The sequence below is a fragment of the Streptomyces pratensis genome (assembly GCF_037137275.1).
GTDB lineage: Bacteria > Actinomycetota > Actinomycetes > Streptomycetales > Streptomycetaceae > Streptomyces > Streptomyces pratensis_B.
Map to the genome: position 1 here is coordinate 369,427 of NZ_JBBBEN010000102.1, position 22,154 is coordinate 391,580.

General features: G+C 73.8%; 15 protein-coding genes and 1 pseudogene. 9 read left to right on the forward strand and 7 right to left on the reverse strand.

What is annotated here, in order from left to right; translation table 11 throughout:
- The 6 genes and pseudogenes from V9U70_RS28740 to V9U70_RS28765 form a co-directional block, all read right to left on the reverse strand.
- Positions 1-2,153 (reverse strand): annotated as a pseudogene (locus tag V9U70_RS28740) (hypothetical protein); the annotation flags it as partial.
- 4 nt (positions 2,154-2,157) lie between these two features.
- The gene (locus V9U70_RS28745) at positions 2,158-2,316 is read right to left on the reverse strand and encodes a DUF6760 family protein (RefSeq protein ID WP_003966147.1); all 159 of its coding nucleotides are present in this window, start codon (positions 2,314-2,316) and stop codon (positions 2,158-2,160) included.
- Positions 2,313-2,810: a hypothetical protein gene (locus V9U70_RS28750; protein WP_336679970.1), complete on the reverse strand. Its 498-nt coding sequence runs from the start codon at positions 2,808-2,810 to the stop codon at positions 2,313-2,315. The genes V9U70_RS28745 and V9U70_RS28750 overlap by 4 nt, the downstream gene beginning before the upstream one ends.
- On the reverse strand, positions 2,807-3,247 hold the full coding sequence (locus V9U70_RS28755) for a phage tail protein (protein WP_030809749.1): 441 nt from the start codon (positions 3,245-3,247) through the stop codon (positions 2,807-2,809). The genes V9U70_RS28750 and V9U70_RS28755 overlap by 4 nt, the downstream gene beginning before the upstream one ends.
- A 44-nt stretch (positions 3,248-3,291) precedes the next feature.
- Positions 3,292-4,836 (reverse strand): phage tail sheath family protein, encoded by a 1,545-nt coding sequence (locus V9U70_RS28760; RefSeq protein ID WP_336679974.1) that lies wholly within the window; start codon positions 4,834-4,836, stop codon positions 3,292-3,294.
- Between the two features lie 710 nt (positions 4,837-5,546).
- Positions 5,547-6,857, reverse strand: coding sequence for a COG1470 family protein (locus V9U70_RS28765; protein ID WP_336680139.1), 1,311 nt, complete (start codon positions 6,855-6,857; stop codon positions 5,547-5,549).
- A 236-nt stretch (positions 6,858-7,093) separates the two neighbouring features.
- On the opposite strand from V9U70_RS28765, the gene V9U70_RS28770 reads away from it, so the two are divergent.
- The 4 genes from V9U70_RS28770 (at position 7,094) to V9U70_RS28785 (ending at position 14,267) form a co-directional block, all read left to right on the forward strand.
- Positions 7,094-7,822 carry a helix-turn-helix transcriptional regulator gene (locus V9U70_RS28770; RefSeq protein ID WP_336679976.1) on the forward strand — a complete coding sequence of 243 codons (729 nt, stop codon included), beginning with the start codon at positions 7,094-7,096 and terminating at the stop codon, positions 7,820-7,822.
- 279 nt (positions 7,823-8,101) lie between these two features.
- The gene (locus V9U70_RS28775; RefSeq protein WP_336679978.1) at positions 8,102-11,371 is read left to right on the forward strand and encodes a hypothetical protein; all 3,270 of its coding nucleotides are present in this window, start codon (positions 8,102-8,104) and stop codon (positions 11,369-11,371) included.
- On the forward strand, positions 11,368-12,072 hold the full coding sequence (locus tag V9U70_RS28780; protein WP_336679980.1) for a Pvc16 family protein: 705 nt from the start codon (positions 11,368-11,370) through the stop codon (positions 12,070-12,072). Before V9U70_RS28775 ends, V9U70_RS28780 begins: the two co-directional genes overlap by 4 nt.
- Entirely contained in the window at positions 12,069-14,267 is a 2,199-nt protein-coding gene (locus V9U70_RS28785; RefSeq protein WP_336679981.1) for an ATP-binding protein, read from the forward strand. Before V9U70_RS28780 ends, V9U70_RS28785 begins: the two co-directional genes overlap by 4 nt.
- A gap of 34 nt (positions 14,268-14,301) precedes the next feature.
- Here the strand turns inward: V9U70_RS28785 and V9U70_RS28790 are convergent, their stop codons facing one another.
- On the reverse strand, positions 14,302-15,267 hold the full coding sequence (locus tag V9U70_RS28790; RefSeq protein ID WP_336679983.1) for a hypothetical protein: 966 nt from the start codon (positions 15,265-15,267) through the stop codon (positions 14,302-14,304).
- A gap of 38 nt (positions 15,268-15,305) precedes the next feature.
- Here V9U70_RS28790 and V9U70_RS28795 point away from each other — a divergent pair, with 38 nt between their 5' ends.
- From V9U70_RS28795 to V9U70_RS28815, 5 genes are all read left to right on the forward strand, one after another.
- Positions 15,306-16,481 (forward strand): CapA family protein, encoded by a 1,176-nt coding sequence (locus V9U70_RS28795; RefSeq protein WP_336679984.1) that lies wholly within the window; start codon positions 15,306-15,308, stop codon positions 16,479-16,481.
- Positions 16,482-16,652: 171 nt separating this feature from the next.
- Positions 16,653-18,908, forward strand: a complete 2,256-nt coding sequence (locus V9U70_RS28800; protein ID WP_336679986.1) for a HAMP domain-containing protein — start codon at positions 16,653-16,655, stop codon at positions 18,906-18,908.
- A 4-nt stretch (positions 18,909-18,912) separates the two neighbouring features.
- A complete protein-coding gene (pgsB, locus tag V9U70_RS28805; RefSeq protein ID WP_336679988.1) occupies positions 18,913-20,472 on the forward strand; it encodes a poly-gamma-glutamate synthase PgsB in 1,560 nt (519 codons plus the stop codon).
- Positions 20,473-20,536: 64 nt separating this feature from the next.
- Entirely contained in the window at positions 20,537-21,019 is a 483-nt protein-coding gene (locus tag V9U70_RS28810; protein ID WP_336679990.1) for a poly-gamma-glutamate biosynthesis protein PgsC/CapC, read from the forward strand.
- Positions 21,020-21,035: 16 nt separating this feature from the next.
- Positions 21,036-22,115, forward strand: a complete 1,080-nt coding sequence (locus V9U70_RS28815; RefSeq protein WP_336679992.1) for a C40 family peptidase — start codon at positions 21,036-21,038, stop codon at positions 22,113-22,115.
- Positions 22,116-22,154 lie beyond the last annotated feature (39 nt).

The following is a 22,154-nucleotide window of genomic DNA, read 5'->3' on the forward strand; positions in this document are numbered from 1 at the left end:
GTCGCAGGGCCGTCCGGCGCCCCGGGCCCGCCGCGCGGGCCTGGCGGCAGGGGCGCGGCCGTGGCGGCGGGACCACGGGGCCGCGCGCGCCCGCCCGCCGTGCCCGGGGGCGTCGAGGGAGGAGGCTGGGCGGCCCGCTGGTCGCCGGACGGGTCCGGTGAGGGCGCTTCGACGCCGGAGCCCTGGGCGCCCCGCCGCCAGGTGGCGGCGACCACCGGACGGCTGGGGCTGCCCGGCGCCGGCCGGGGGGCCGAGAAACCCTCGGCGGAACCGGTGTTCACGCTCAGGGGCCGGCCCGCGAGCAGGCCGCGGGACCGCTGGAGGACCGGTGTCGGCTCCGAAGCCGTACCGCCGGGGCCGGGATGGCGCACCGTCTTCCGGTCCCGGCGGACCGGCCGGACGGGCACCGGCGGCGGGGGAGCGGCCGGGGCCGCTGCCGTGGGGGCCGGGCCGTCGGCCACCGCGCGTTGGACGGCCACGGGTCCGGGCGTGGGCGCCGTGGGTCCGGCGGCCGCCCGTACCGGCATCGCGGACGACGCCCCGTGCGGCGGCGTCGGGGTGGCGGGTGCGGCGGTGGGAGGCGTGGCAGGAGCCCGGCCCGGGGCCGCGTCCCGGGGGCCGCCGCCGGGCCGGCGGTCCCCGAGCAGGGGCGCGCCGGGGCCGCGCCGGGCGGTCGGCGGGAGCGAGGGCAGCGGCGTGCCGATCCCGCCGCGCGTACGAGCCCGGGAGTCCGGCGGGCCGGACGGCGCGTGCGGGGGGACCGAGGGCTCGGCGGGGCCCGGTCGCGGGGCCCGGTCCGGCTCGGCCGCCGGGGCGCGTTGTACCGCGGGGGGCTGGTGGGGCGCCGGGGGCGGGGCGTCAGAGGCCGAAGGCCGCTGCCGCGCCGCAGGGCCCGCCGCGGGCGTCTCCGGTCCCCCCGTTCGGGGCTGGAGCACCGGCATCCCGGCCGTCGGCGGCGCCGTTCCGGGGCTGGACGGCGCGACACCGGACGGCCGGTCGCCGACGCCGTACGGCACGGCTCCGGCGGGCAGTCGGCGCAGGGGCGCGCCCAGGGCGGGGCGCACGGTCTCGGCGGCGGCCTGGCCGGAGGCGGGGCCGGGCGGCGGGGCGACGCCGCCGGAGGGGCCGGGAGCCGGCCGGCCGGTCCCGGCCGGGCGGTCGGCCGCCTCGCGCTGTACGGCGGTCGTGTCGGGGGCGCTCGGAGCGGGGGGCGTCGCGGGCGGAATCCCGGCGATCTGCCGCAGCGCCATCGCGGGCCGCCGGGCGACGATCAGCGGTGGGGCGGTCCGTCGCGGACGTACGGCGGCGGGCCGGGCCCGGGGACCGGGGGAGGGTGCGCCGGGGTGCGGAGCGGGCGCCTCGGTGACCGTCGCCGGGGCCGGGCCGGCGGAAGCAGAGCCGGCCGAAGGGGGAGCCCCGGCAGGTCCGGGAGCCCTGGCCGGCCGGGAGGCCCCCGCCGCACCGGAACCGGAGGCGGGCGCGCCGGGCGCGGCCGGGCGGGCGGGTGTGGACGGGGCTGCCGGACCTGACGCCGCCGAGGGCGCGGCCCGGCGGGTGGGGCCGGAGGGAGTCGGGGCCGCCGGACGCGAGGACGCCGCCGGGCCGGTCGCCGAGCGGGCCGACCGCTGGACCGGCTGGGCCGACGGCTTTCCCCCGCCCCCCTTCGCGGCCCCTTTCCCGGCCGTCCTGCTCGGCGACACGGGCGGCAGGTCCGCCGGGGGCTCCGCAGCGTCGCCGTCCGGCGGCCGGACCGCGCGCAGCAGCAGCGGCCCGCCGGGCGACGTGGTCCGCGCGCCGCCCGGCCTGGCGACCCCGTGGATGAGGCCCACCGGGGCGGACGGCAGGACGGCGTGGCCCAGTTCGCCGCCGAGGGCGGGGTTCTGCCACGAGGCGAGCCGGGACCGGAACCGCAGCCCGTCGCTCACCCCGATGGAGGACCGGGCGACAGTCACCGACGGCGGGGCGACCCGCCGCCAGCCGCCGTCCCAGCCGCCGTCCGCGCCGGGGCCCGCGGCCGGGGAGCCGCCGGGCCCGGCGGAAGCGGGCGCGGCTGTCGCAGGGGCGGCGGGCCCGGCCGCGTCGACGTCGCCGCCCCGCGGGGGCGCGCCGGGCGCCTGCCGGTCCGCCCGGCGGAACCACTCCCCGAACCCCACACGATCACCCGCCTTCGTTGACGCGGGTGTTGATCCGCGCTATCTCCCGCACCCACTGCTGACGTTCGCCGTGGGTGAGGTCGAGAATGTCCTCACGCTGCCAATGGAAGTGGTAGGCGACGTACGCGATCTCCTCCCGCAGCCGGGGAAGCGCGTACGTCACGATTCCCCCAGGCGCCCACCCGAGAGGTCCACCTCGAACGAGCCGTGGCACAGCGGGCAGGTCACCGCGGCGTGCGTGTGGCCCTCGCTGTTGATCCGGCGGTAGAAGTCCTGGAGGAACGCCACGTCGGTCGCGTACATCCGCTCGACGACACCGGCGTGCACGTCGGTGATGTCGCCGAGCCGGGTGATCACCTGGCTCAGCAGCACCACGGACAGGTACGCCGGGTTCTCCTTCACCCGCAGGTCGATCTGCGGACGCAGCTCGTCCCGCGCCGTCGCCAGCCGCATCGAGCCCCGCCGGTGGACGTGGCCCTCGTCGTCGACGTAGCCACGCGGGAGCTCGAAGGCGAACTCCGTCTGCAGCGTCTCCCGTTCCGGGGAACGGGCGGCGGCCGGCGCGGGGGACGAGGCCTCCTCGCGCGGGGCGGGCGCCGCGGCGAGGCTGTCGAGGACTTCGTCGAGCCCGCCCGACGTAACGGTCCTGCGCCTCATTCGACCACGATCTCCTCGAAGGTGATGGTCACGGTCTCGGTCGCGGCGCTGGACTCGCCGGCCTTCAGGGAGGGACCCTCCCACTTGCTGGCCCAGCCCTGCATCAGCTGGATGCGCCGGACGGTCTCACCGGTCGAGTCCTTGATCTCGATCGTGAGGTTCTGGCGCGCCGTGTCGACCGCGCCGTTGTTGAGCGTCTCCTTGATCCAGGTGGTGAACTCGCTGCTCTTGTCGAGGCCGCGGGTGATCGTCACCTCGCCCGCCTGGCGTGCGCCGGGCTGCTTGCGGATGATCTGCTTGCCCTCTGCGGTCACCTGACGGACCTCGACGACTTCTTCCTCGACGGTCATGCCGCTGATCTCCTGGATCGACTCCACGAGATAGCCGCCGAGCTGCACGCCGAAGATGTGGGTGGAAAGAGCGTCGCCCTCTGCCATGACTGTGTGTCACCTGTTCCGCTGGTGGGGGAGGACCGGGGTGGTCACTCGTTGATGAGGCTGGTGCTGTCGGAGAACTGCGCGAGACGGAAGACCACGAACTCCGCGGGCTTCACCGGGGCGACCCCGATCTCGCAGACGACCTGACCCAGGTCGATCGACTCCTGCGGGTTGTTGCTCCGGTCGCACCGCACGTAGAACGCCTCCTCCGCGGTGCGGCCGAACAGCGCGCCCCGGCGCCACTCCTCGGTCAGGAAGGCGGTGACGTTGCGCCGGATGCTCGACCAGAGGCGGTCGTCGTTCGGCTCGAACACCACCCACTGGGTGCCCAGGAGGATGGACTCCTCCAGGTAGTTGAAGAGGCGGCGCACGTTGAGGTAGCGCCAGGCCGGGTCGGACGAGAGGGTGCGCGCGCCCCAGATACGGATGCCGCGCCCGGGGAAGGCGCGCACGCAGTTGACGCCGATCGGGTTGAGGAGGTCCTGCTCGCCCTTGCTGAGCCGGATCTCCAGGTCCACCGCACCGCGGATGACCTCGTTGGCGGGGGCCTTGTGCACGCCGCGCTCGCCGTCGCTGCGCGCCCAGACTCCGGCGACGTGACCGCTCGGCGGCACCAGCTCGTTGCGGCCGCTCGCCGGGTCGAAGACCTTCACCCAGGGGTAGTAGAGCGTGGCGTAGCGCGAGTCGTAACCGGCGTCGTCGTTGCGCCAGGCGCGCACCCGCTGGGCGTTCATGCCGGGCGGCGTGTCCAGGACGGCGACCCGGTCGCCCATCTGCTCGCAGTGCGCGATGACCGCCAGCTGTACGGTCTTGACGCCTTCGGCGTCGATGTCGCCGCGCTGGTGGGCGCTCATCAGGTCGGGGACGGCGACCATGGTGATCTCGTCGATCGATTCGAGGCCCGCGAACCCGGTGCGCGCGGAGGCGTCTCCCACGTACTCGGCGGGGTCGAGCCGGGCCACGCCGGAGCCGGGGGCCGCCGCCGCGGCCGGCGCGAGGGCGACGGTCTGCTTCTCGGGGCGGCTCTGGGCCGTGCCGGGCTGCTCGGACACCTGGATGAGCTTGGAGTCGCGGGTCTGGGCGACCAGATAGCCCTTGACGTTCTTGCGGGTGGAGACGTCGTAGGTCTCCACGACCTTGCCCGCCTGGCGTACCAGCAGCCGGAACCGGTCCTCCGGGGGGTTCTCGCCCTCGGCCTCGGCGATCTCCACGGAGAGGTCGGCGCTCGTGCCGGGCCTGGCGGAGACCAGGAAGCCGCCGAGCGCGACGGGCGCGGGAGCCGGGACCGCGGCTTCCTGGGCCGCGGCCGGTGACGCGCCCTGGGCGGGGCCGCCGATGCGCACGATGTAGGCCGCGCCGCCGCCGTTGGCGAAGTAGCCGTAGACGGCGTGCGTCAGATAGGTGTCCGCGGTGAAGCTGCCGAACGCCTGGACGTACTGGTCCCAGTTGGTCACCAGCGTCGGCTGGTGGAAGGGGCCGGACTCGGCGAAGCCGACGAAGGCTGCGACCGCGGTGCCGACTCCCTCGATGGGCCGTGCTCCGGACTGCACCTCCTCCACGTATACACCGGGGGTGAGGTACGACGGCATGCTCGCTCCTTCTGGACGGTCACTCGATCACCGCCCAGTCTCGACCGGCACGGCGGCCGGAAAGTAGGCCCCAGAGTCCTGGACGCGGGGCAATGACACTGCCTTTCCAGGCACCCGGGCGGCCGAGGGGGCTGCCCCCGGCGGCCCCGCCGACGACACCGGCCCTATTCGCGGAGAGCGCCTCTCGTATACAAGGGGCCAGGGTGAAGGAAAGGTGAAAAAAGCGTTACGGGCGTACATCTCTGACCGGCTGCGGTCGAGGGCGTCGCCGCGATTTCGGGCGTGCGCCCGGGGAGCCGGTGTGTTCGGTATCTCTTTTTCGCGGTGAACCCCGCACGGCTCGATTTCGTCCGGGGTGCCCGACAGGCCGCTGCGGACTGACGTCATTCGGCCAGAATGCGCCGAGAAAGGGGGGTGATTCAGCCGATTGATGCCGGCGAAAACGGGCGGCCGACCGTTCCGAACGGGCATCGCCGAAGAGCCGTCAGAGCGTCAGAAGCCCCGCTGATCAGGGCTCTTCGCCTCCGGTGACACAGAAAGCGGATACTCTTCCCCGTGCTGTCAGCGCCGAGGGGGACCGAAGTGAGGCGGTCTCTTGGTGCGCACGGGGCGACGAATCCGCCATCCGTCGGCACGCCGGGTTTCCCCCCAGGTGGTTTTCTGCTGTTGTCTCACCGGCAGGGGAAGCGGAGCGCCACCCGCTACTGCTGTCATTGCCGCGGGAGGTCGCTCAGCACACCGCTGACATTGAGCACCTGGTGGCACCCGGAAGCCTGTGTGCCGGTCGCCGGAGTGCCCGGCTTCGCGCAGGTGACCGACGCGGTGACGGTGGCGTTCTCCGGAATCTGAATGGGGGTGACCCAGTGATAGTCCTGGTTGCGGAAGGTCTCCAAGGCGATGGTGGTGATCTTGCGTTCCCCGAAGGAAATCGTCAGGACTCCCTCGTCGCCCTGGAAGTTCGCCACCACGATGTCGGTGACGCCGAACACCTTCCCGGCCGGCACCTGGTAGGTCCCCTGCTTCTCCGCCCCGGGGCCGGTCTGCACGTCGATGGTCTCGGAGGTCTGCTGGCCGCCTCCGGCGCCTGTGCCGCCGCCGGAGCCCCCCGTGGCGGAGCCGCCCGTACTGACGCCGGCGGTGGCGCCGCCCGTTCCGCCCGGTCCCGCGCCCGGTCCCGCTTCCCCGCCCTGGCCGCCGGCCGGGTCGCCCGCACCGCCCGGCGTGGACCCGCCCTGCTCCGCGCCGCGCGCGGCCTCCTCCTGGGCGGCCTCGGTCACCGCCTGCTTCGCGGTGCTCCGCACCGCCGGCCGGACCAGCGCGAACCAGGCGATCAGCAGGGCGAGCAGTGCCGCCAGCACGATCAGCAGCCACCTGGGCGCCACCGGGAGCTGAGCGAACTCGCCCGGCAGCGGCTCGGGCCCGCCCGGCCGCTCGTCCTTCACCGCCTCTTCGCCGCCCTCGGCCGCCTCGACCTCGAACGGCCAGGTGACCGGCTCGCCGAACCAGATCAGCTTCCGGGCGCGCACCCGCAGCCCTGTCTCCGCCGACTCGCCGGGCTCCAGGCTGTGCTTCTCCGGGGCGAAGGCCAGCCGCAGGTCCTCCCCGTCCTGCCGGCCGGCGAGGACGACGTCGACCGGGGTGTTCCCCTTGTTCTGCACGGCGACCCGGTAGCGGGCGCCCAGCCAGCCCCGGCGGCGGCGCGGCTCCAGCTCCGTGCGCAGCTCGTGGAAGGGCTCGACGGTCACGGAGCCCTCGGGGACCACGACCGACTCGGGCCGCTCCGCGGGCAGGACCCGCACGGCCAGCGGGGTCTCGCCCGCCCGGACCTCGTGCGACCTGGCCGGGGCGAACGTGAGGACCACCGTCTCGGAGGTCCCCGGGTACAGCGACACACGCGCCGGCTCGACGGTGCTCCAGGCGGCGCAGTCGCCGACCACCTCCAGCGTGTAGGCCTCGACGATGTCGCCGTCGTTGCGCACGGTCAGGGTGGTCGTCGCGGCAGCGCCCGGCGACACCGTCACCGCGGAGCTTTCGAGTTCGGCAGATGTGGTCACGCTGCGACGGTAGGCCCAGCCCCCCGCTCGGCAGCAGGGTCGCGAGGGCAACGAGCGGGCACGTGTGGTGCCCCGGGAGCACATCGGCCCGCGGTCCCCCCGCCCCCTCCGCGCGCCCGGGCCCCCTGTCCGCGGCCGGACGTGGTGAGAGCGGGACCAGACAGACCGGGCGCAAGCACTTCAGGGAAGACGGGCACGAAACGATGACGACGACCACAGGAACGAAGAACAGCGCGGCCGGGCGCGCGCAGTACCGCAGGCCCGACGCGTCGGGACGGCGCGCGGCGGCCGCTCCGACGAGCGGCCCCGGGGGCAGGGTCTCCGTGGCGGTGTACGCGGAGGACCTGATCCTTCAGACCGGCATGATCCACCAACTGCGGGTGCGCCCCGAGATAGAACTGCTCTCCGAGGCAGAGGCCGACCGGGCGGACGTCTCCCTGGTCGTGGTGGACATGGTGGACGACCCCACCGTGCAGCTCCTGCACCGCCTCCAGCGCAACACCTCGACCCGGACCGGACTCGTCGTCGGGTTCTTCGAGTCGGGCGCGCTCCAGACCATGATCGAGTGCGGGGTCGCCGCCGTGCTCCGGCGCGGGGAGGCCGACCAGGACCGGCTCGTCCACCTGGTGAAGGCGATGGCGAAGGGGGAGGGCGTCCTGCCGGGCGACCTGCTCGGCAAGCTCCTCGACCACGTCAGTTCGCTCCAGCGCACGGTTCTGGACCCCCGCGGGCTCACGCTCTCCACCCTCACGGCCCGGGAGGCGGAGATGATCCGGCTGGTGTCGGAGGGCTACGACACCGCGGAGATCGCCCAGAAGACGTCGTACTCGGAGCGGACCGTCAAGAACGTCCTGCACGAGGTGGCGACCCGCCTCGAACTGCGCAACCGCGCCCATGCGGTGGGCTACGCCATGCGGCACGGGCTGATCTGACCCCACACCGCTCCGGGGCCCGGGAGCGGTGTGGGAAGGGCCCTCGCACGGGAGCCGGCCGGGCGCACCGGCCCTGCTCCGGGCGGGGAAGAGCAGCCGGCCGCGGGCGCCGCCCCGTGCGGGGCCGGGCCGGGCGGCCCCCGGCCCGCCACGCCGGGGAGACCGCCGCAAAGGGCAGCGGTCGCTTCCCCCGCCCCGGGTACTCGCGGCCTGTCCTGGCCCCCCGCGCGGGGGTGATGCTGGCCGGTGGAGAGTCATCGACAGACTGTGAGGTGGGCCGTGACCTGCACTGCTGGCCCGGCAAGGCATTCCCGGCTGGGCCGACTCGCCACAGCGGCGGTGCTGTTGGCGCCCCTGCTCGTGGCCGGGTCCGCCGCGGCCCCGCAGGGGGCGCCGCGGCTCGTCGCCGCGGCGGCGGATGCAGACCCGGCCCAGGCCGGGCGCATCGCCTTCGCCGGCACCGAACACCGCAGCCTGGGGCAGGCCGTGGACAGGGAGCAGCCCAGCCGACCGCTGTTCCGGCCCGGCCCCGCCCACTTCGACGAGGACCCCTCCGCACGCGGCGACGTCCTCGTCTTCACCAGCCTGCGGGACAGCGCTCGGCCCCAGGTGTACGTGCGTGACGCGTCCGGCGCGGTCCGCAGACTCACTGCCGACCGGGACGCCGCACACCCCGAACTCTCCCCGGACGGACGGTCCGTGGTGTTCGACTCGGCCGAGCGCCGGCCGGGCGGCACGGTCCAGCGCGACCTGTGGACGGTCGGCGTCGACGGTGCGAACCTGCGGCGGCTGACCGACACCCCGGCCGACGAGGCCCACCCGACCTTCTCCCCGGACGGCTCGCGGATCGCGTACGCCCACGACGGCGACCCCGTACGCGGATGGCAGATCTACGAGCGGGCCCTGGCAGGCGGCCGTCAGACCCGGATCAGCGACGGCCCGGCGGGTGACGCGACCGAACCCGTGTGGAACCCGGTCGACGACGACGACCACCGGAGCCTCGTCGCCTACACGCTCACCACCGACGCCGCCACCGGCCCCCGGCTGAGGGCCACCGAGGGCCTCGGGACCGACCGGCCGCTTCTGACCGGCGCCCACGCGGACTGGGGCAGCCGCTCGGCCGACTGGCTGCCCGACGGGAAGGACCTGGTCTTCCTCAGCCCCGACCACACCTGCGGCTGCAACGAGTTCGACAACGTCTACCGGGCCACCGCCTTCGCCGACACCCCACCGGACCAGCAGCTCAGCGAGGACCGCGCGGTCCAGTCCCCCACCTGGCTCGGCCCCGCCGCCTCCGGGACCGTCGTCGTCGCCCGGATCACCGCGTCGGCCGACGACATCGTGACGCTCCAGGACGTGCGCCAGGACGGCTCCGACCCCCGTGACCTCGGACTCACCATCCTGAAGGAGGACCCGGAAGCCCGCACGAACCCCGACCCCGACCAGAACCGGCTGTTCAACCCGCGGCCCGGGTACGACCCGTGGAACGAACGGCAGAACTACACGCCGGACGGCCGGCGCATCGTCGTGACGCGCTTCGAGGACTCCGACGCCGGGCGTATCGAACGGATCTGGATGGTCGACGCCGACGGCAGCGACGCGGCGGAGCTCCCGCTCGACGGGCGCGGCCCCCGGGACTGGGACAGCGACCCCACGTTCTCGCCCGACGGCGCCAAGCTGGCGTTCACCCGGACCTCGCCCGGCGGGGTCGGCCAGGACGCCGGGCCCAGCCGCGTCCTCCTCGCCGACATCGCCTCCGGACGGATCATCGGCGAGATCGTCCCGCCGGAGGGCGAACTGACCGGGCGGGACGGGCAGCCGGCCTGGTCGTCCGACGGCGCCACCCTCGCCTTCACCCGCGACCACGCTCTCCCCGGCGGAGGCGTCGTCAAGCACGTATGGACCGTGCGGGCGGACGCCCTCGACCAGCAGCGCGACCTCAGCGCCACCATCTGCCCCGGGGCGTGCGAAGTGATCGACGACAGCCCCGCGTTCTCCCCGGACGGGACGAAGGTCGCCTTCAACCGCAAGGACCGGGGCAACCGGGTCACCGCACGCGCCGGAGTCCTCATCAAGCCCCTGCGCGGCGGCGGTTGCCGGGTCGTGCTGCCATCCGTCCAGCGGGACGACCCCGACGGATGCGAGAAGGAGATCCCCGACTCCAGCCGGACCGGCCCCTTCCAGCCCCGCGACGTGGCCTGGTCCCCCGACGGCAGCCGGCTCGTCCTGACCTCGCGCCGGGAGTCGGCCGCGAACTCCATGGAGCGGCTCTCCGTGCTCGACATCGCCTCCGGCGAGCTGACCCCCTTCGACAACGGCCACGAGGGGCGTCAGAAGGAGCCCAGCTACCAGCAGTCGGTCGACCTGGAGGTGACCGCGCCGCCCACCGGGCCCGCGGTGGAGGTGGGCTCCTCCACCCAGGTCACGGTCACCGTCGTCAACCGGGGCCCCTCGCCGTCGCCCGGCACCACCCTCACCGTCGACGCCCCGCCCGGCGTACGGCTGGAGGAGCTGACCACCGAGGCCGGCGCCTGCGCCGCCGGCACGCCCCAGTGCGACCTCGGCATCGTCCCGCCCGGCGACTCGGTCGCCGTCACCGTCCGACTGACCGGCGTGACGCGCGGCGACCAGCCCATCGGCTGGTCGGTCACCGGGGCCGTGCTCGACCCCGACCCCACGGACAACGCCACCGCGACGACCCTCCCCGTACGGGACGTGCCGCCGCCCCCCACCCCCACGCCGACCCCCACCCCCACGCCGACTCCGAGCCCCACCCCGACCGCGCCGACGCCCACCCCGGCACCGCCGACCACCGCGCCCGCGCCGCCCCCGCCGCCGTCCCCGCGCCCGCCCGCGGCCCGGCCCCCCGCACAACGGCCGCCCGCGCCCCTGCCCCCCGCGCCCCAGGCCGGTCCGGGCGTCGTCGTGCGGGCCCAACCCGCCCCCGGCCACGTCGGCGGCAAGGTCGTGGTCACCTACACCGTCCGCAACGGCAGGAACGCCCTGGCCACCGGCCTGCGACTGCGACTCGGGCTGCCCGCGCGCATCCCGGCGGGGCCGCTCCCGCCGGGCTGCGCCGCCGGTGTGTGCGCGCTGCCCGACCTGGGGCCCGGCGCGTCCACGGTCCTGCGCGTCGTCCTGTCGCCCGACCGGGCCCTGCGGGCCGGCGTCACGGCGAGGCTGACCACCACGGGCACCGACGCCGACCGGGCTGACAACGTCTCGCGCACCACCCTGCGCATCCTCCAGCCCCGCATCGTCTCGGTGCCCGCCGTCGGCAAACCGGGTTTCGTCACCTCCGTGCGCGGCAAGGACTTCCCGCCCGGGGCGCCCGTCGCCCTCTCCTGGAACCCCGGGATCACGGCCGCCGCACCGCCGGCCGTGCCCGGCGGGGACGGCACGTTCATCGCCCAGTTGCTGATCCTGGCCAAGGACCGGACCGGGCCGCGCACGATCACCGCGAAGGGCCCCGGGTTCTCCCCGGTCACCACGCCCTTCCTCGTGGTCCTCGGCACCGTCGTGCCGCCCGACGAGGTGATCCGCCGATGATCCACGAGATCGACGAGGCGCTGCGGCTGCTGCTGGTGGAGGCCGGGCTGGAGGACAGCGGCGTCGACCTGGTCTTCGACGCCCCGACGACGGAGTGGTCCGCCCGCCGCAACGCCCCGACCATCAGCGTCTTCCTGCACGGCATCCGCGAGGACGCCGCCCGCCGCCGCACCGGCACGGCCGAGGAACACGACGACCACGGCGTCGTCACCGGCTGGCGGACCCCGCCGCGCTGGTTCGAACTGACCTATCTGGTGACCGCCTGGACCAACCGGCCCCAGGACGAACACCGGCTGCTCTCCGAGGTGTTGAGGGCGCTGGTCCGCTCGGACGTGCTGCCCGCCCGGCTGTACACCGGCAGCCTCGCCGAACTCGGGCTGACCGTGGAGATGGAGGCGGCCGGACCGGGCGTCGGCGGACCGTCGTCGTCGGACGTCTGGTCGGCCCTCGGCGGCGAGTTGAAGGCCGGGATCGACCTGCGCGTCGTCGCCCCGCTGGCCGGCGAACGGACCACCGCGGGCCCGCCGGTGACCGAGGGCCTCGTGATGAAGGCCGCACCGCACCTGGACGGCGACGACGGCGGCCCCGGCCGCCGCCTGCGCTACGACGGGGCGGCGGACCCCGGCACGCAGGGCTTCGCCGCGCCCAGGGACCGACAGCTGCCGCCCGGTCGGCGCAGACGGGGGAGCGCGGCCCGATGACCGCCGCACCGAGCACGGGAACGATGGAACAGAGCACCCGCACACCGGAGAGCCCCTTGGGGGACGCGCCCCACGCACCTCTCCCCGCCACGCCCCTCCCCGGCGCCTGCCCGGCGGGCATCGAGGACCTCTGGGAGCGGCTGGTCCGCGTCGAACAGCGGGTCAGGGCGGCCGTCGCCGCGCGCAGGGCCGCCGACCCGACACCGGACGACCCCTACCGGGGGCAGTACCTCACCCCGGAGGCGGCCGAGCGCATCCTCGCGTCCCGCGACGCGTTCGCCCCCGTACCGGCGTACGGTCCGGAGCCGGCCCCCGACGCCGCCGGCCGGCTCGGACGGCTGGCCGAGACCTTCTCCCTCGCGCCGCCGGACGTCGACCTCCTGCTGGTCGCGCTGGTCCCGGACCTCGACAGCCGGTTCGAGCGCCTGTACGGCTATCTCAACGACGACCTCACCCGCCGCCGCCCCACCATCGGCCTGGCCCTCGAACTCTGCGGGCTGCCCGCGGCGGGGCCCGGCCGTTTCCGGTTCTCGCCGTCGGCCCCGCTCGTCGCGGGCGGGCTGCTGGAGATCGCGGAGCCCGAGCGGCCGTTGCTCTCCCGGACCCTGCGGGTGCCGGACCGGATCACCGCCCACCTGCTCGGCGACGACGCGATCGACGGGCGGCTGACCGGGCTCGTGCGGACGGCGGCGCGGGCGGAAGCGGACGAGCGGCCGGAGGCGCGGCGGATCGCGTCGGCCCTGGACACGGGCAGCGGACTGGTGCACCTGCTCGACCGGGGCGGCGACCCGCGCGGCCTGGCGGTCGAGGCACTGCTCACCGCCGGGCGGCGCCCGCTGGTGGCCGACGTCACCGCGCTCGCCGCCGCCCCCGACCCCTCCGTGCTCGTACGGGTCCTGGCGACCGAGGCCCGCCTCAGCGGCGGCGGTGTCGTCCTCGGGCCGCTCGAAGTCCTCGCCCCCGAACGCCCCGAGGGGGCGCGGACGCTCGCCGGCCTGTGCGCGGCCGTCGACGGCACGCCCCTGATCGCGTACGGGAAGAAGAACTGGGACCCGCTGTGGACCGCGGAGAGCCCGGTCGCCGTCACGGTCACGCCCCCCGCCCCGCGGGACGCGGCGCGGCGGTGGCGGCGCGCCCTGGGCGAGGCGGGACGGTCGGTGGGGCTGCCAGCCGGCCACGCGGAGGCGGACGACCGGCTCGTCGAGGCCACCGCCTCCTACCGGCTCGACTCCGACCAGGTGCGCAGGGCCGCGACCGTCGCGTCCCGGCTGGCCCTCCTCGGACGGCGGCCGGTCACCCCGGAGGACCTGCGCGCGGCGGTCCGCGCCCAGAACGGCGCCGGACTGGAACGGCTGGCCCGCAGGATCGAGCCCGCCGTCGGCTGGGACGACCTGGTGCTGCCCCCGGCGACCCGCACCCAGCTGGCCGAACTCGCCCTGCGCGCGCGCCACCGAGAGCAGGTGCTCGGGCAGTGGCGGATGCGGCCGGGCGGCGGCCGGGGGCGGGGCGTCATCGCCCTGTTCGCCGGGGAGTCGGGCACCGGCAAGACGATGTCCGCCGAGGTGATCGCCGCCGAACTGGGCATGGAGCTCTACGTCGTCGACCTGTCCACCGTGGTGGACAAGTACATCGGCGAGACCGAGAAGAACCTGGAGCGGATCTTCGTCGAGGCGGCCGACGTCAACGGCATCCTGCTGTTCGACGAGGCGGACGCGATCTTCGGGAAGCGCTCCCAGGTCAAGGACGCGCACGACAAGCACGCCAACGTGGAGTCGGCCTACCTCCTCCAGCGTATGGAGTCCTTCGACGGGATCGCCGTCCTGACCACCAACCTGCGGGCCAACCTCGACGAGGCGTTCACCCGCCGGCTCGACGTGATCGCGGAGTTCCCCATGCCCGACGCCCGGCAGCGCCTGGCCCTGTGGGACCGCTGCCTGGGCGCGGAGATCCCGCGCGACGCCTCCCTGGACCTGGAGTTCTGCGCGGGCCGCTTCGAACTGGCCGGCGGGTCGATCCGGGCCTGCGCGGTCACCGCCGCCTACCTCGCGGCGGAGTCCGGGGCGCCGCTGGGCATGGACCAGGTGGTATCCGCGGTGCTCCAGGAGTACCGCAAACTCGGCCGGCTGGTCCTGGAGAGCGAGTTCGGCCCGTGGCTGGGGAGGACGAGGGGCCAGGTTCCGTCCGGCGGAACCTGACCGCGGCCACGACGCCGAGCACGGGGAGGCCGGCTCAGCCGTCGGACCACTGGGACAGGACTCGGGAGAGAGCCGTGCGGGCCTCTGCGGCCTTGCTGCCGTCGCCCCGGGCCGCCGGGGCGAGTTCGACGTGGAGGAAGGCCGTTTCGTGGCGCTTCGCTGCTTTCCCCTGGACGTTGGTCGTCCCTTCGAGGGGGCAACGGTCGGACCAGCCCCTGCAGACCCGAAGGTCGCGGGCTGCCATGAGGTCGGCCAGCATGGCGGCCCCCTCCGGTGCGGTCCGAGCGGCCCCGGAGGAGAGGATGGCGTCGTACGGGCGGTCCGAGGTCCGCGCGAAGCCGTGCAGCTGCACGCTCGGGATGTCGCGTTTCTGGAGTTCTGTGACCATGACGTGGAAGGCGCTGTCGGTGCGGTGCGCCACGTCGGCGGAGTCGCCCTTGCCGGAGTCGCGGTGGGTGCCGGCGAGGACGAGCGCCCCACCCGGCGTCTCCTCCAGGAGCCGCGCCCCCAGGGGGGCTGTGTCCAGGTCCGCCACCGGGTGGGGCACCTGGACGTTCCACCGGACGCGTGCGTCGGCGTTGAGGTAGAGACGACCCCACAGGGCCTCACGGCCGCGCGGGTCACGGGCGGCCACCTCGTCGTACCGGCGGCCGGAGGCGACGTCCGTGAGCCTGTTCACCCGCATGCCCACGTCGTCGAGGAGCCGCTCGGCCTCCGCGGCGTCGCCCTTCAGAAGGTGGCCGACACCGCGGGCGAGGCTTTCGCGCTGGGCGGCTCTGGGCGGTCTGTAGCGGTCGCGCTCCTTCGCCTGCTCGGCGTAGGCCATGATCCGGGCGCCGACGTCCGTCAGCTCGCGGCCCCCCGGACGCTCCCCGTCCGCGCCGTCCCGCGGCGCCGACTGGCAGCCCAGCAGCGCGAGCGCGAGGCCGACGAGAGCCAGCGCACGGAGAAAGTGTGATGATCCCGTGACCGCAGGACGGTAGTCGATCTTACGGCGCATGTGAAGATCGGCTAGTGACATTTTGTGATTCTATCCGCATGGGTCGTGCGCTCGGGGGAGTCGCGGTCTGTGTGGCCCTCGCCGCCGGCTGCTCCGCGAGCCCCCCGGAGTCGCAGAGCAAGCCGGGCGGTCGCTCGTTCACCGTCGCGGCTGCCGGAGACGTCCTCGTCCACCCCGAGCTGGTGGAGCAGGCGGCCCGCGACGCGAAGGAGTCGGGCGAGGGGGAGGCCGGACTGGACTTCGGCCCGATGCTGACCGCCGTGAAGCCGGTCATCAGCAAGGCCGACCTGGCCATCTGTCACATGGAAACCCCCGTCGGCAAGCCCAGAGGCCCCTTCCAGGGATACCCGGACTTCCTGGTGCCGCCCCAGACCCTCACGGCTCTGAAGGACGTGGGCTACGACACCTGCTCCACCGCCTCGAACCAGACGTTGGGCCACGGGTTGAAAGGCGTGCGGCGCACCCTGGACGCCATGGACGAGCTGGAGCTCGGCCACAGCGGGTCGGCGCGCACCCGGAAGGAGGCGGAGGAGATCGACATCCGCGACGTCAAGGGCGTCAAGGTGGCGCACCTGTCCTACGCGGAAGAGTCTCCCACCCCGACGAACGAGAAGCAGAGCTGGGCGCTCGACCGGATCGACATGGAAGCGGTCAAGAAGGACGAGGCACAGGCCCGGAAGCAGGGCGCCGAAGTGGTGATCCTCTCGGTCCGCTGGGGCCTGGAGCACTACAACGAGCCCAGCGTGGCCCAACTCCAGCTCGCCGAGCGCCTCACCCGGGAGACCGGGATCAACCTGGTGATCGGACATCAGGCGCACGTGGTGCAGCCGATCCAGAAGCTCAACGGCACCTGGATCGCCTACAGCCTGGGCAATCAGCTGGCTCGGCACTCCTCGCCCACGGGGCTCACGGAGGAGGGCGCGATCGGCTGGTTCGAGTTCCGGGAGACCACCACCGGCTGGGACGTGGCGGCCAAGTACCGCACCACGTTGATGGACATCCCCCCCGAGGCCGAACGCGGCGAGAAGCTCCCCGAAGGCGCCGTCGAGGACCACCGGCTGGTGGACGTCGGCCAGGTGCTCGACAACCCCGGCGACCTGTCCGAGGAGCGTCTCGCCCGCTATCGTCTCGCCGCCGACCGCACGCGTGGCTTCCTGTTCAACCGAGGGGCCCCCGGCGGCGACGGACTGGCAGAGCTCTCCCTGAAGCCATGAGCCACCGCACCGCTCCCTCGCGACCCTCACCGCCCCGGCGCCCCGGCGCCGCGCCGGACGCGGGTCCCTCGCGTACCGCACCCGCAGGAATCAGGAAGATCACCAGTGACATCGAGTAACGCCCCGTACTCCGTGCGAGGAGGGCGGCGACGGAGCCGCAGGCGCGCGGACATGCCGCTGCTCGGCGGCATCCGTCCGCCGATCGCGATCCTGTGCGTGCTGATCCTCGCCCTGGCGGGGCTGACGGCCAAGGTGCTCGGCCCCGGCAAGAACACGGTCGTGTCCCAGGCCGTGCTGTCCTCCCAGCAGTACTTCGCGGAGGACGGGGCCATCGCCCTGCGCGCCTCGATCGACGAACGGGTCACCGACCTGGAGCGCACGGCCACGGCCCTGAGCTCCGGCGACCCGGTGGAGCCGGAGAGGATTCTCGCGGACCTGAGCCAGGCCTACCAGAAGTGGACCGGCACGACGGTGCTGGATCTGGAGAGCGGAGAGGTTCTCGCCGCACGTGGGGAAACGATCCCGCTCTCGTGGCTGGACAAGAGCGTCCTGTCCGGTGACCAAGCTCTGACACCGCGCATGGTGCGGCTGGAGACCGGCGACGTACGCCTGATGACGATGGCCCTCCTGGACTGGCAGGACCGGCCGCAGCAGATACTGATCGCGTCGAGCGGACTGTCCGTCCCCGCCCTCAACCTCGGCCCGTTCCGCAGCATGGCCGTCGTGGCGCAGGGCGGCGAGATCCTCGGCACGGCCGGCTTCGAGCGGGCCGCGGCGCTCAACTCCGACCAGGAGCGCAAGGAACTCGCCTTCCTGCACAAGCAGATGAGCCGGCTGTCCGAGCAGGCCTCCGTGCGGACCGAGCAGCACCCCGTACGCGCCAAGGAGCCCGGCGCGCGGGGCTATCCCGGTGTCAGCGGCACCCTCGTCGGCGGCGAGTACAACGGCCGGGTGACCACCGCCGGGTACGCCTCGCTCTCCTCGTCGGACCCGGAGGAGAAGAAGAGCGTGGCCGCCGGTCTGGGGCTGACGGTCGTGGCGATGCTGCCCGTGGTGATGCAGGAAGCGACGGAGGGAGAGCGCGAGCTGTTCGGGCTGGCGGCCGCCGGCGTCCTGATCCTGCTCGGCCTCCTCGCCGTGGTCGTGCTGTGGACGGCCCTCCAGCGGCCCGTGCTGCGGCTGTTCCTGGAGTCGCGCCGCCTGGCCAGAGGCGATCTGACCCGCCCGGTGTCGGTGCCCCGATGGGGCGAGCCCGCTCGCATCGGCCAGGCCCTGGAGCGGCTGCGCCGCCAGTTGCGCGACGACGAGGACGGCGGCGCCCAGGACGCGTCGCCACCGGCCCGCAGAAAGATCCTGATCGGCGGACGCGGGCCACTCGTGCTCACGGCCGTCGTCCTGCTGCTCTGGTGCGTACCGGTGGGGCTGCTGCTCAACCGCACCGACGGATCGGTCAGCGTGCCGAGCACCATGGTCAACGACCAGCGCGAGCGGACCGACCTGATCGCCGACCGGCTGCGCAGGGCGCTCAACGAGGCGCAGGCCGACCTCGTCTCCACCTCCCAGCTGATCGGAGCCGAGGACACCGCCGGCGCCGAGAAGGCGCTGAAGGCGGTCCTCACCCAGCACACCCGCTACCAGGCCCTGTACGTCGTCGGTGAGAACGGCGAGGTCGGCGCGCGTGCGGGGGCGGACCCCCACGCCTGGAGCGCTGAGGAGGAGCCGGTGCCGGTGCGCGTGACCGGCAAGGGCGGCAAGCAGCCGGTGATCCAGGCCGCGGCCCCGGTGGCCGGGCAGAAGGGCAGCACGCTGGTCGGCGAGATCCGCGTGGAGTTCCTCAACTCCCTGCTGAACCGGCCGGGCCTCGGCGAGGTCCGCGTGGTGGACTCCGCCGCCGAGACCATCGCCGCCAGCGACGGCTTCCTGGCGTTCGAGAAGCTGCCCCGCCGCGCACTGACCGACCTCGTGCGGGCCGGCAACGTGCAGGTCGGTGCGGGGCCCGTCGAGAACGCGCTGTTCCTCCGCGAGGGGAAGGGCGTCACCGTCGCCGCGGCGGCCCCGTTCTCCGGCGGCGGAGTCACCGCCGACATCGGCTGGACCGTCGTCAGCTGGCAGGACGCCCAGCGGTTCGAGATCGCCGCCTACGAGAGGGAGGACCGCAGCATCCTGGCGGGGATGCTCGGGTTCGCCGCGGTCATCCTCTGCCTCGGCTGGATCTACCTGGTGGTCGTCCGGCCGTTGCGGGCGATCGCCGCCGGCGCGGAGAAGCTCGCCGACGGCGACCTCAAGACCGTGCTCTACCCCCGCTACCAGGACGAGGTGGGCGCGGTCGTCCGCAGCCTCGAACTCCTGCGCCAGCAGGCACAGGCCCACAGACTGAACCAGACCCGCCGGCTCGCGGAGCCCCCCTCCGGCGTCGGAAGAAGGTGACGGCATGCTCTACCTCTACTTCGTCCTGTTGACCGGCGGGGTGGTCCTGCTGATCGCCGGCATCGTGGAACAGCGCCGGCACTACGCGGCGCTGCACTCGATACCCAGCCGGGTCCTCGTCAACGGCATCCGGGGCAAGTCCTCCATCACCCGGCTGTGCGCGGGAGCGCTGCGCGGCGGCGACCTCGTCACCGTCGCGAAGACGACGGGGACCGCCGCGCGCTTCATCCACCCCGACGCCACGGAGGAGCCGGTCTACCGCAAGTTCGGCATCGCCAACGTGGTGGAGCAGATCGGCATCGTGCGCCGGGCCGCGACCTACCGGCCGCACGCCCTGGTCATCGAGTGCATGGCCGTCATGCCGGCTCTCCAGGAGGTGAACCAGAGCAAGCTGATCCGTTCCACGATCGGCGTCCTGTGCAACGTCCGTGAGGACCACCTGGCCGAGATGGGCCCCACGCTCGACGACGTGGCCCGCTCGCTGTGCCGTTCGATGCCCGAGGGCGGCATCTGCGTCACCGCCGAGAAGGAACGCTTCCACATTCTGGAGGAGGAGGCGCGCGCCCGGGACTGCCGGCTCGTCTACGCCGACCCGGACACGGTCACCGACGCCGAGCTCCGCGGATTCAGCTGGTTCACCTTCAAGGAGAACGTCGCGATCGCCCTGGTCGTCGCGGAACTCTGCGGCGTCGAACGCCAGGTGGCCCTCCAGGGCATGTACGACGCACCCCCGGACCCGGGCGTCCTCTCCGTGGAACGCTATGTGTCGCCCGAGGGCGGGCGGCTGGCGTTCGCCAACGTCTTCGCGGCGAACGACCCGGAGTCGACGCTGATGAACGTCAACCAGTTGCTCGACCTGGGGGCCATCAGCCGCCCGCTGAACGTGGTGATCAACTGCCGCCCCGACCGCGTCGAGCGCAACGGCCAGATGGGCGAGATCATCCCCGACCTGCGGCCCGACCACGTCTTCGTCATCGGGAACCCCTCCAAGAGCGCCATCGACGCCATCCCCGCCGAGTGGCAGGACCGGGCGGTCGACCTGGGCGGCGAGCGCCGTTCGGCCGAGGAGTTCATGCCCGCCATGCTCGGACGGATGCCCGACGGGTCCTCGCTCGTGGCCATCGGCAACATCCACGGCCAGGGCGAGGAGCTGCTGGAGTACCTCGCGGAGCTCCCGGCGGACGAGAGCACCCCGGAGACCGGGCAGGACGCGGTGCCGGCAGCCGTCGCCCAGCCGATCCACCTGGACCCCTACGCGCCGTACCCCGCGGCCTACGAGGAGCGGTACCAGGCGTCCCAGACGCAGGAGATCCCGCTGGTGCGCATCCCCGCCCAGAGCGCCACCGAGCACCCCGGGCCGTACGCGGCCCCGTACCAGCACGGCGTCGGGGACCGGCACGACGAGCCCGGCACCGCGGAGACGCACGGCTGGGGCCACCGGCCGGCCGACCCGGACGAGCGGACACAGGGCTGGGACCACCGGCCGGCCGACCCGGACGAGCGGACACAGGGCTGGGACCACCGGCCCGCCGACCCGGACCAGCGGAAGCCTCCGTACTCCTGACCAGCCGGCGACCCGCCCCCGCCCACCGTCCTCCCATCACCCGCACACGCGCCCGGAGCCTTCCTTGACCACCGCCGCCCTGACACCCGAGATGGCCGCCCTGGGCATCGCCCTGGGCCTGCTCTTCTCCCTGGTGTGCTACCTCACCACCAACCTCTCCCCGGGCGGGATGATCACCCCGGGCTGGCTCGCCCTCACCCTCATCGAGGACCTTCAGCGAGCGGCCATGGTCGTGGGCGTCACCGCCCTGACCTACGCGGGCACCAAGCTCATGCAGCGACTGGTGATCCTCTACGGCAAGAGGCTGTTCGCCGCCGTGGTCCTCCTCGGGGTCCTGCTGCAGGGCACCGTGATGATCGTGCTCTCGCTGGAGTTCCCGCTGATGTACGGCAACCAGACCCTCGGCTTCATCGTCCCCGGCCTGATCGCCTACCAGCTGGTCCGCCAGCCCAAGGGCCCCACCCTCCTGGCCACGGCCTCCGTCTCCCTCATGGCCTACATCGTCCTCGCCGCCGGCCTCTTGCTCGGCGTCATGCCCGCCGTCTGAGAATCGAGCCAGAACCATGACCGGAAAGAAGAAAACGCGACCGCTCCTCTCGGGCCTCGTCCTCCTGGGGCTCGTCGCCGGCTCTGGGTTCCTCACCCTGGAACTGCGCAAGCAGGAGGAGCAGGGCGTCACCGAGGTGCGCAACGTCGGAGTGCTCAAGGGCACGCGCGGAGAGGGCGGCGAGTCCCCGGACACGACCGACGCCGAGTGGTCCCGGCTGAAGAGCCCTGCCCGCAGTGTGCTGCGCAGCGCCGACGGACAGGTGATGGCGGTCCTGACAGACGGCGCGCGTACGGCGACGCTGACCGGCCCCGCCCGGACCTTCGAGGAGCCGGCCTCCACGGCGTCCACGGTCTCCACCACCGACTGGGTGCGGCTCATGCCCGAGCCCTGGTCCAAGGGCGCGGAGAAGGAGAAGTGGTTCGAGGAGTGGTACGAGGAGTACGCCGGCAGCGAGGAGGACGACCTCTTCGCCTTTGCCTTCCAGTACGTGGCGGGCGCGAAGGAGAAGAAGGACGACCAGGGCCTCGTGTACGCGGGGGACGCCGACTTCGGCCCGCTGAACCCGGACGGAGGCGAAGGCGGCGACCTGCGCCTGGAGGAGTCCGACTTCTACGACTACCTGGGCATCCCGTACCCCTTCCGGGACGGCAAGGTCGGCACCCCGGAGGCCGCGCGCGCCCGGTCCCTGGACTGCTCCGGCTACATCAGGATGGTGCTCGGCTACCGCGCACGCCATCCGCTGATGTCCTCCGACAAGTCCGGCGACGGCCTGCCGCGCACCGCCAACGGCATGGCCCGCTCCGAGCAGGGCGTGGACGTCCTGCCGCTGACCGGGGTCTCGGCGAAGGACCGGCCCACGGCCATCGACCAACTGCAGCCGGGAGACCTCGTCTTCTTCAAGCTCGACGCCCGCACCAAGGAACGGCTGGACCACGTCGGCATGGTCCTGGGCCACGACACCGAGGGGCACCTGATCTTCGTCTCCAGCCGTGAGGAGGTCAACGGGCCCACCATCGGCGACATCGGCGGCGTGTCCCGTCTCGACGGCAACGGCTACTACGCCAAGACGCTGCGCAGCGCGAAACGGCTGTGAGCCGGCTCGCCCCCGGGGTGACACCCCCGGGGGCGGGAC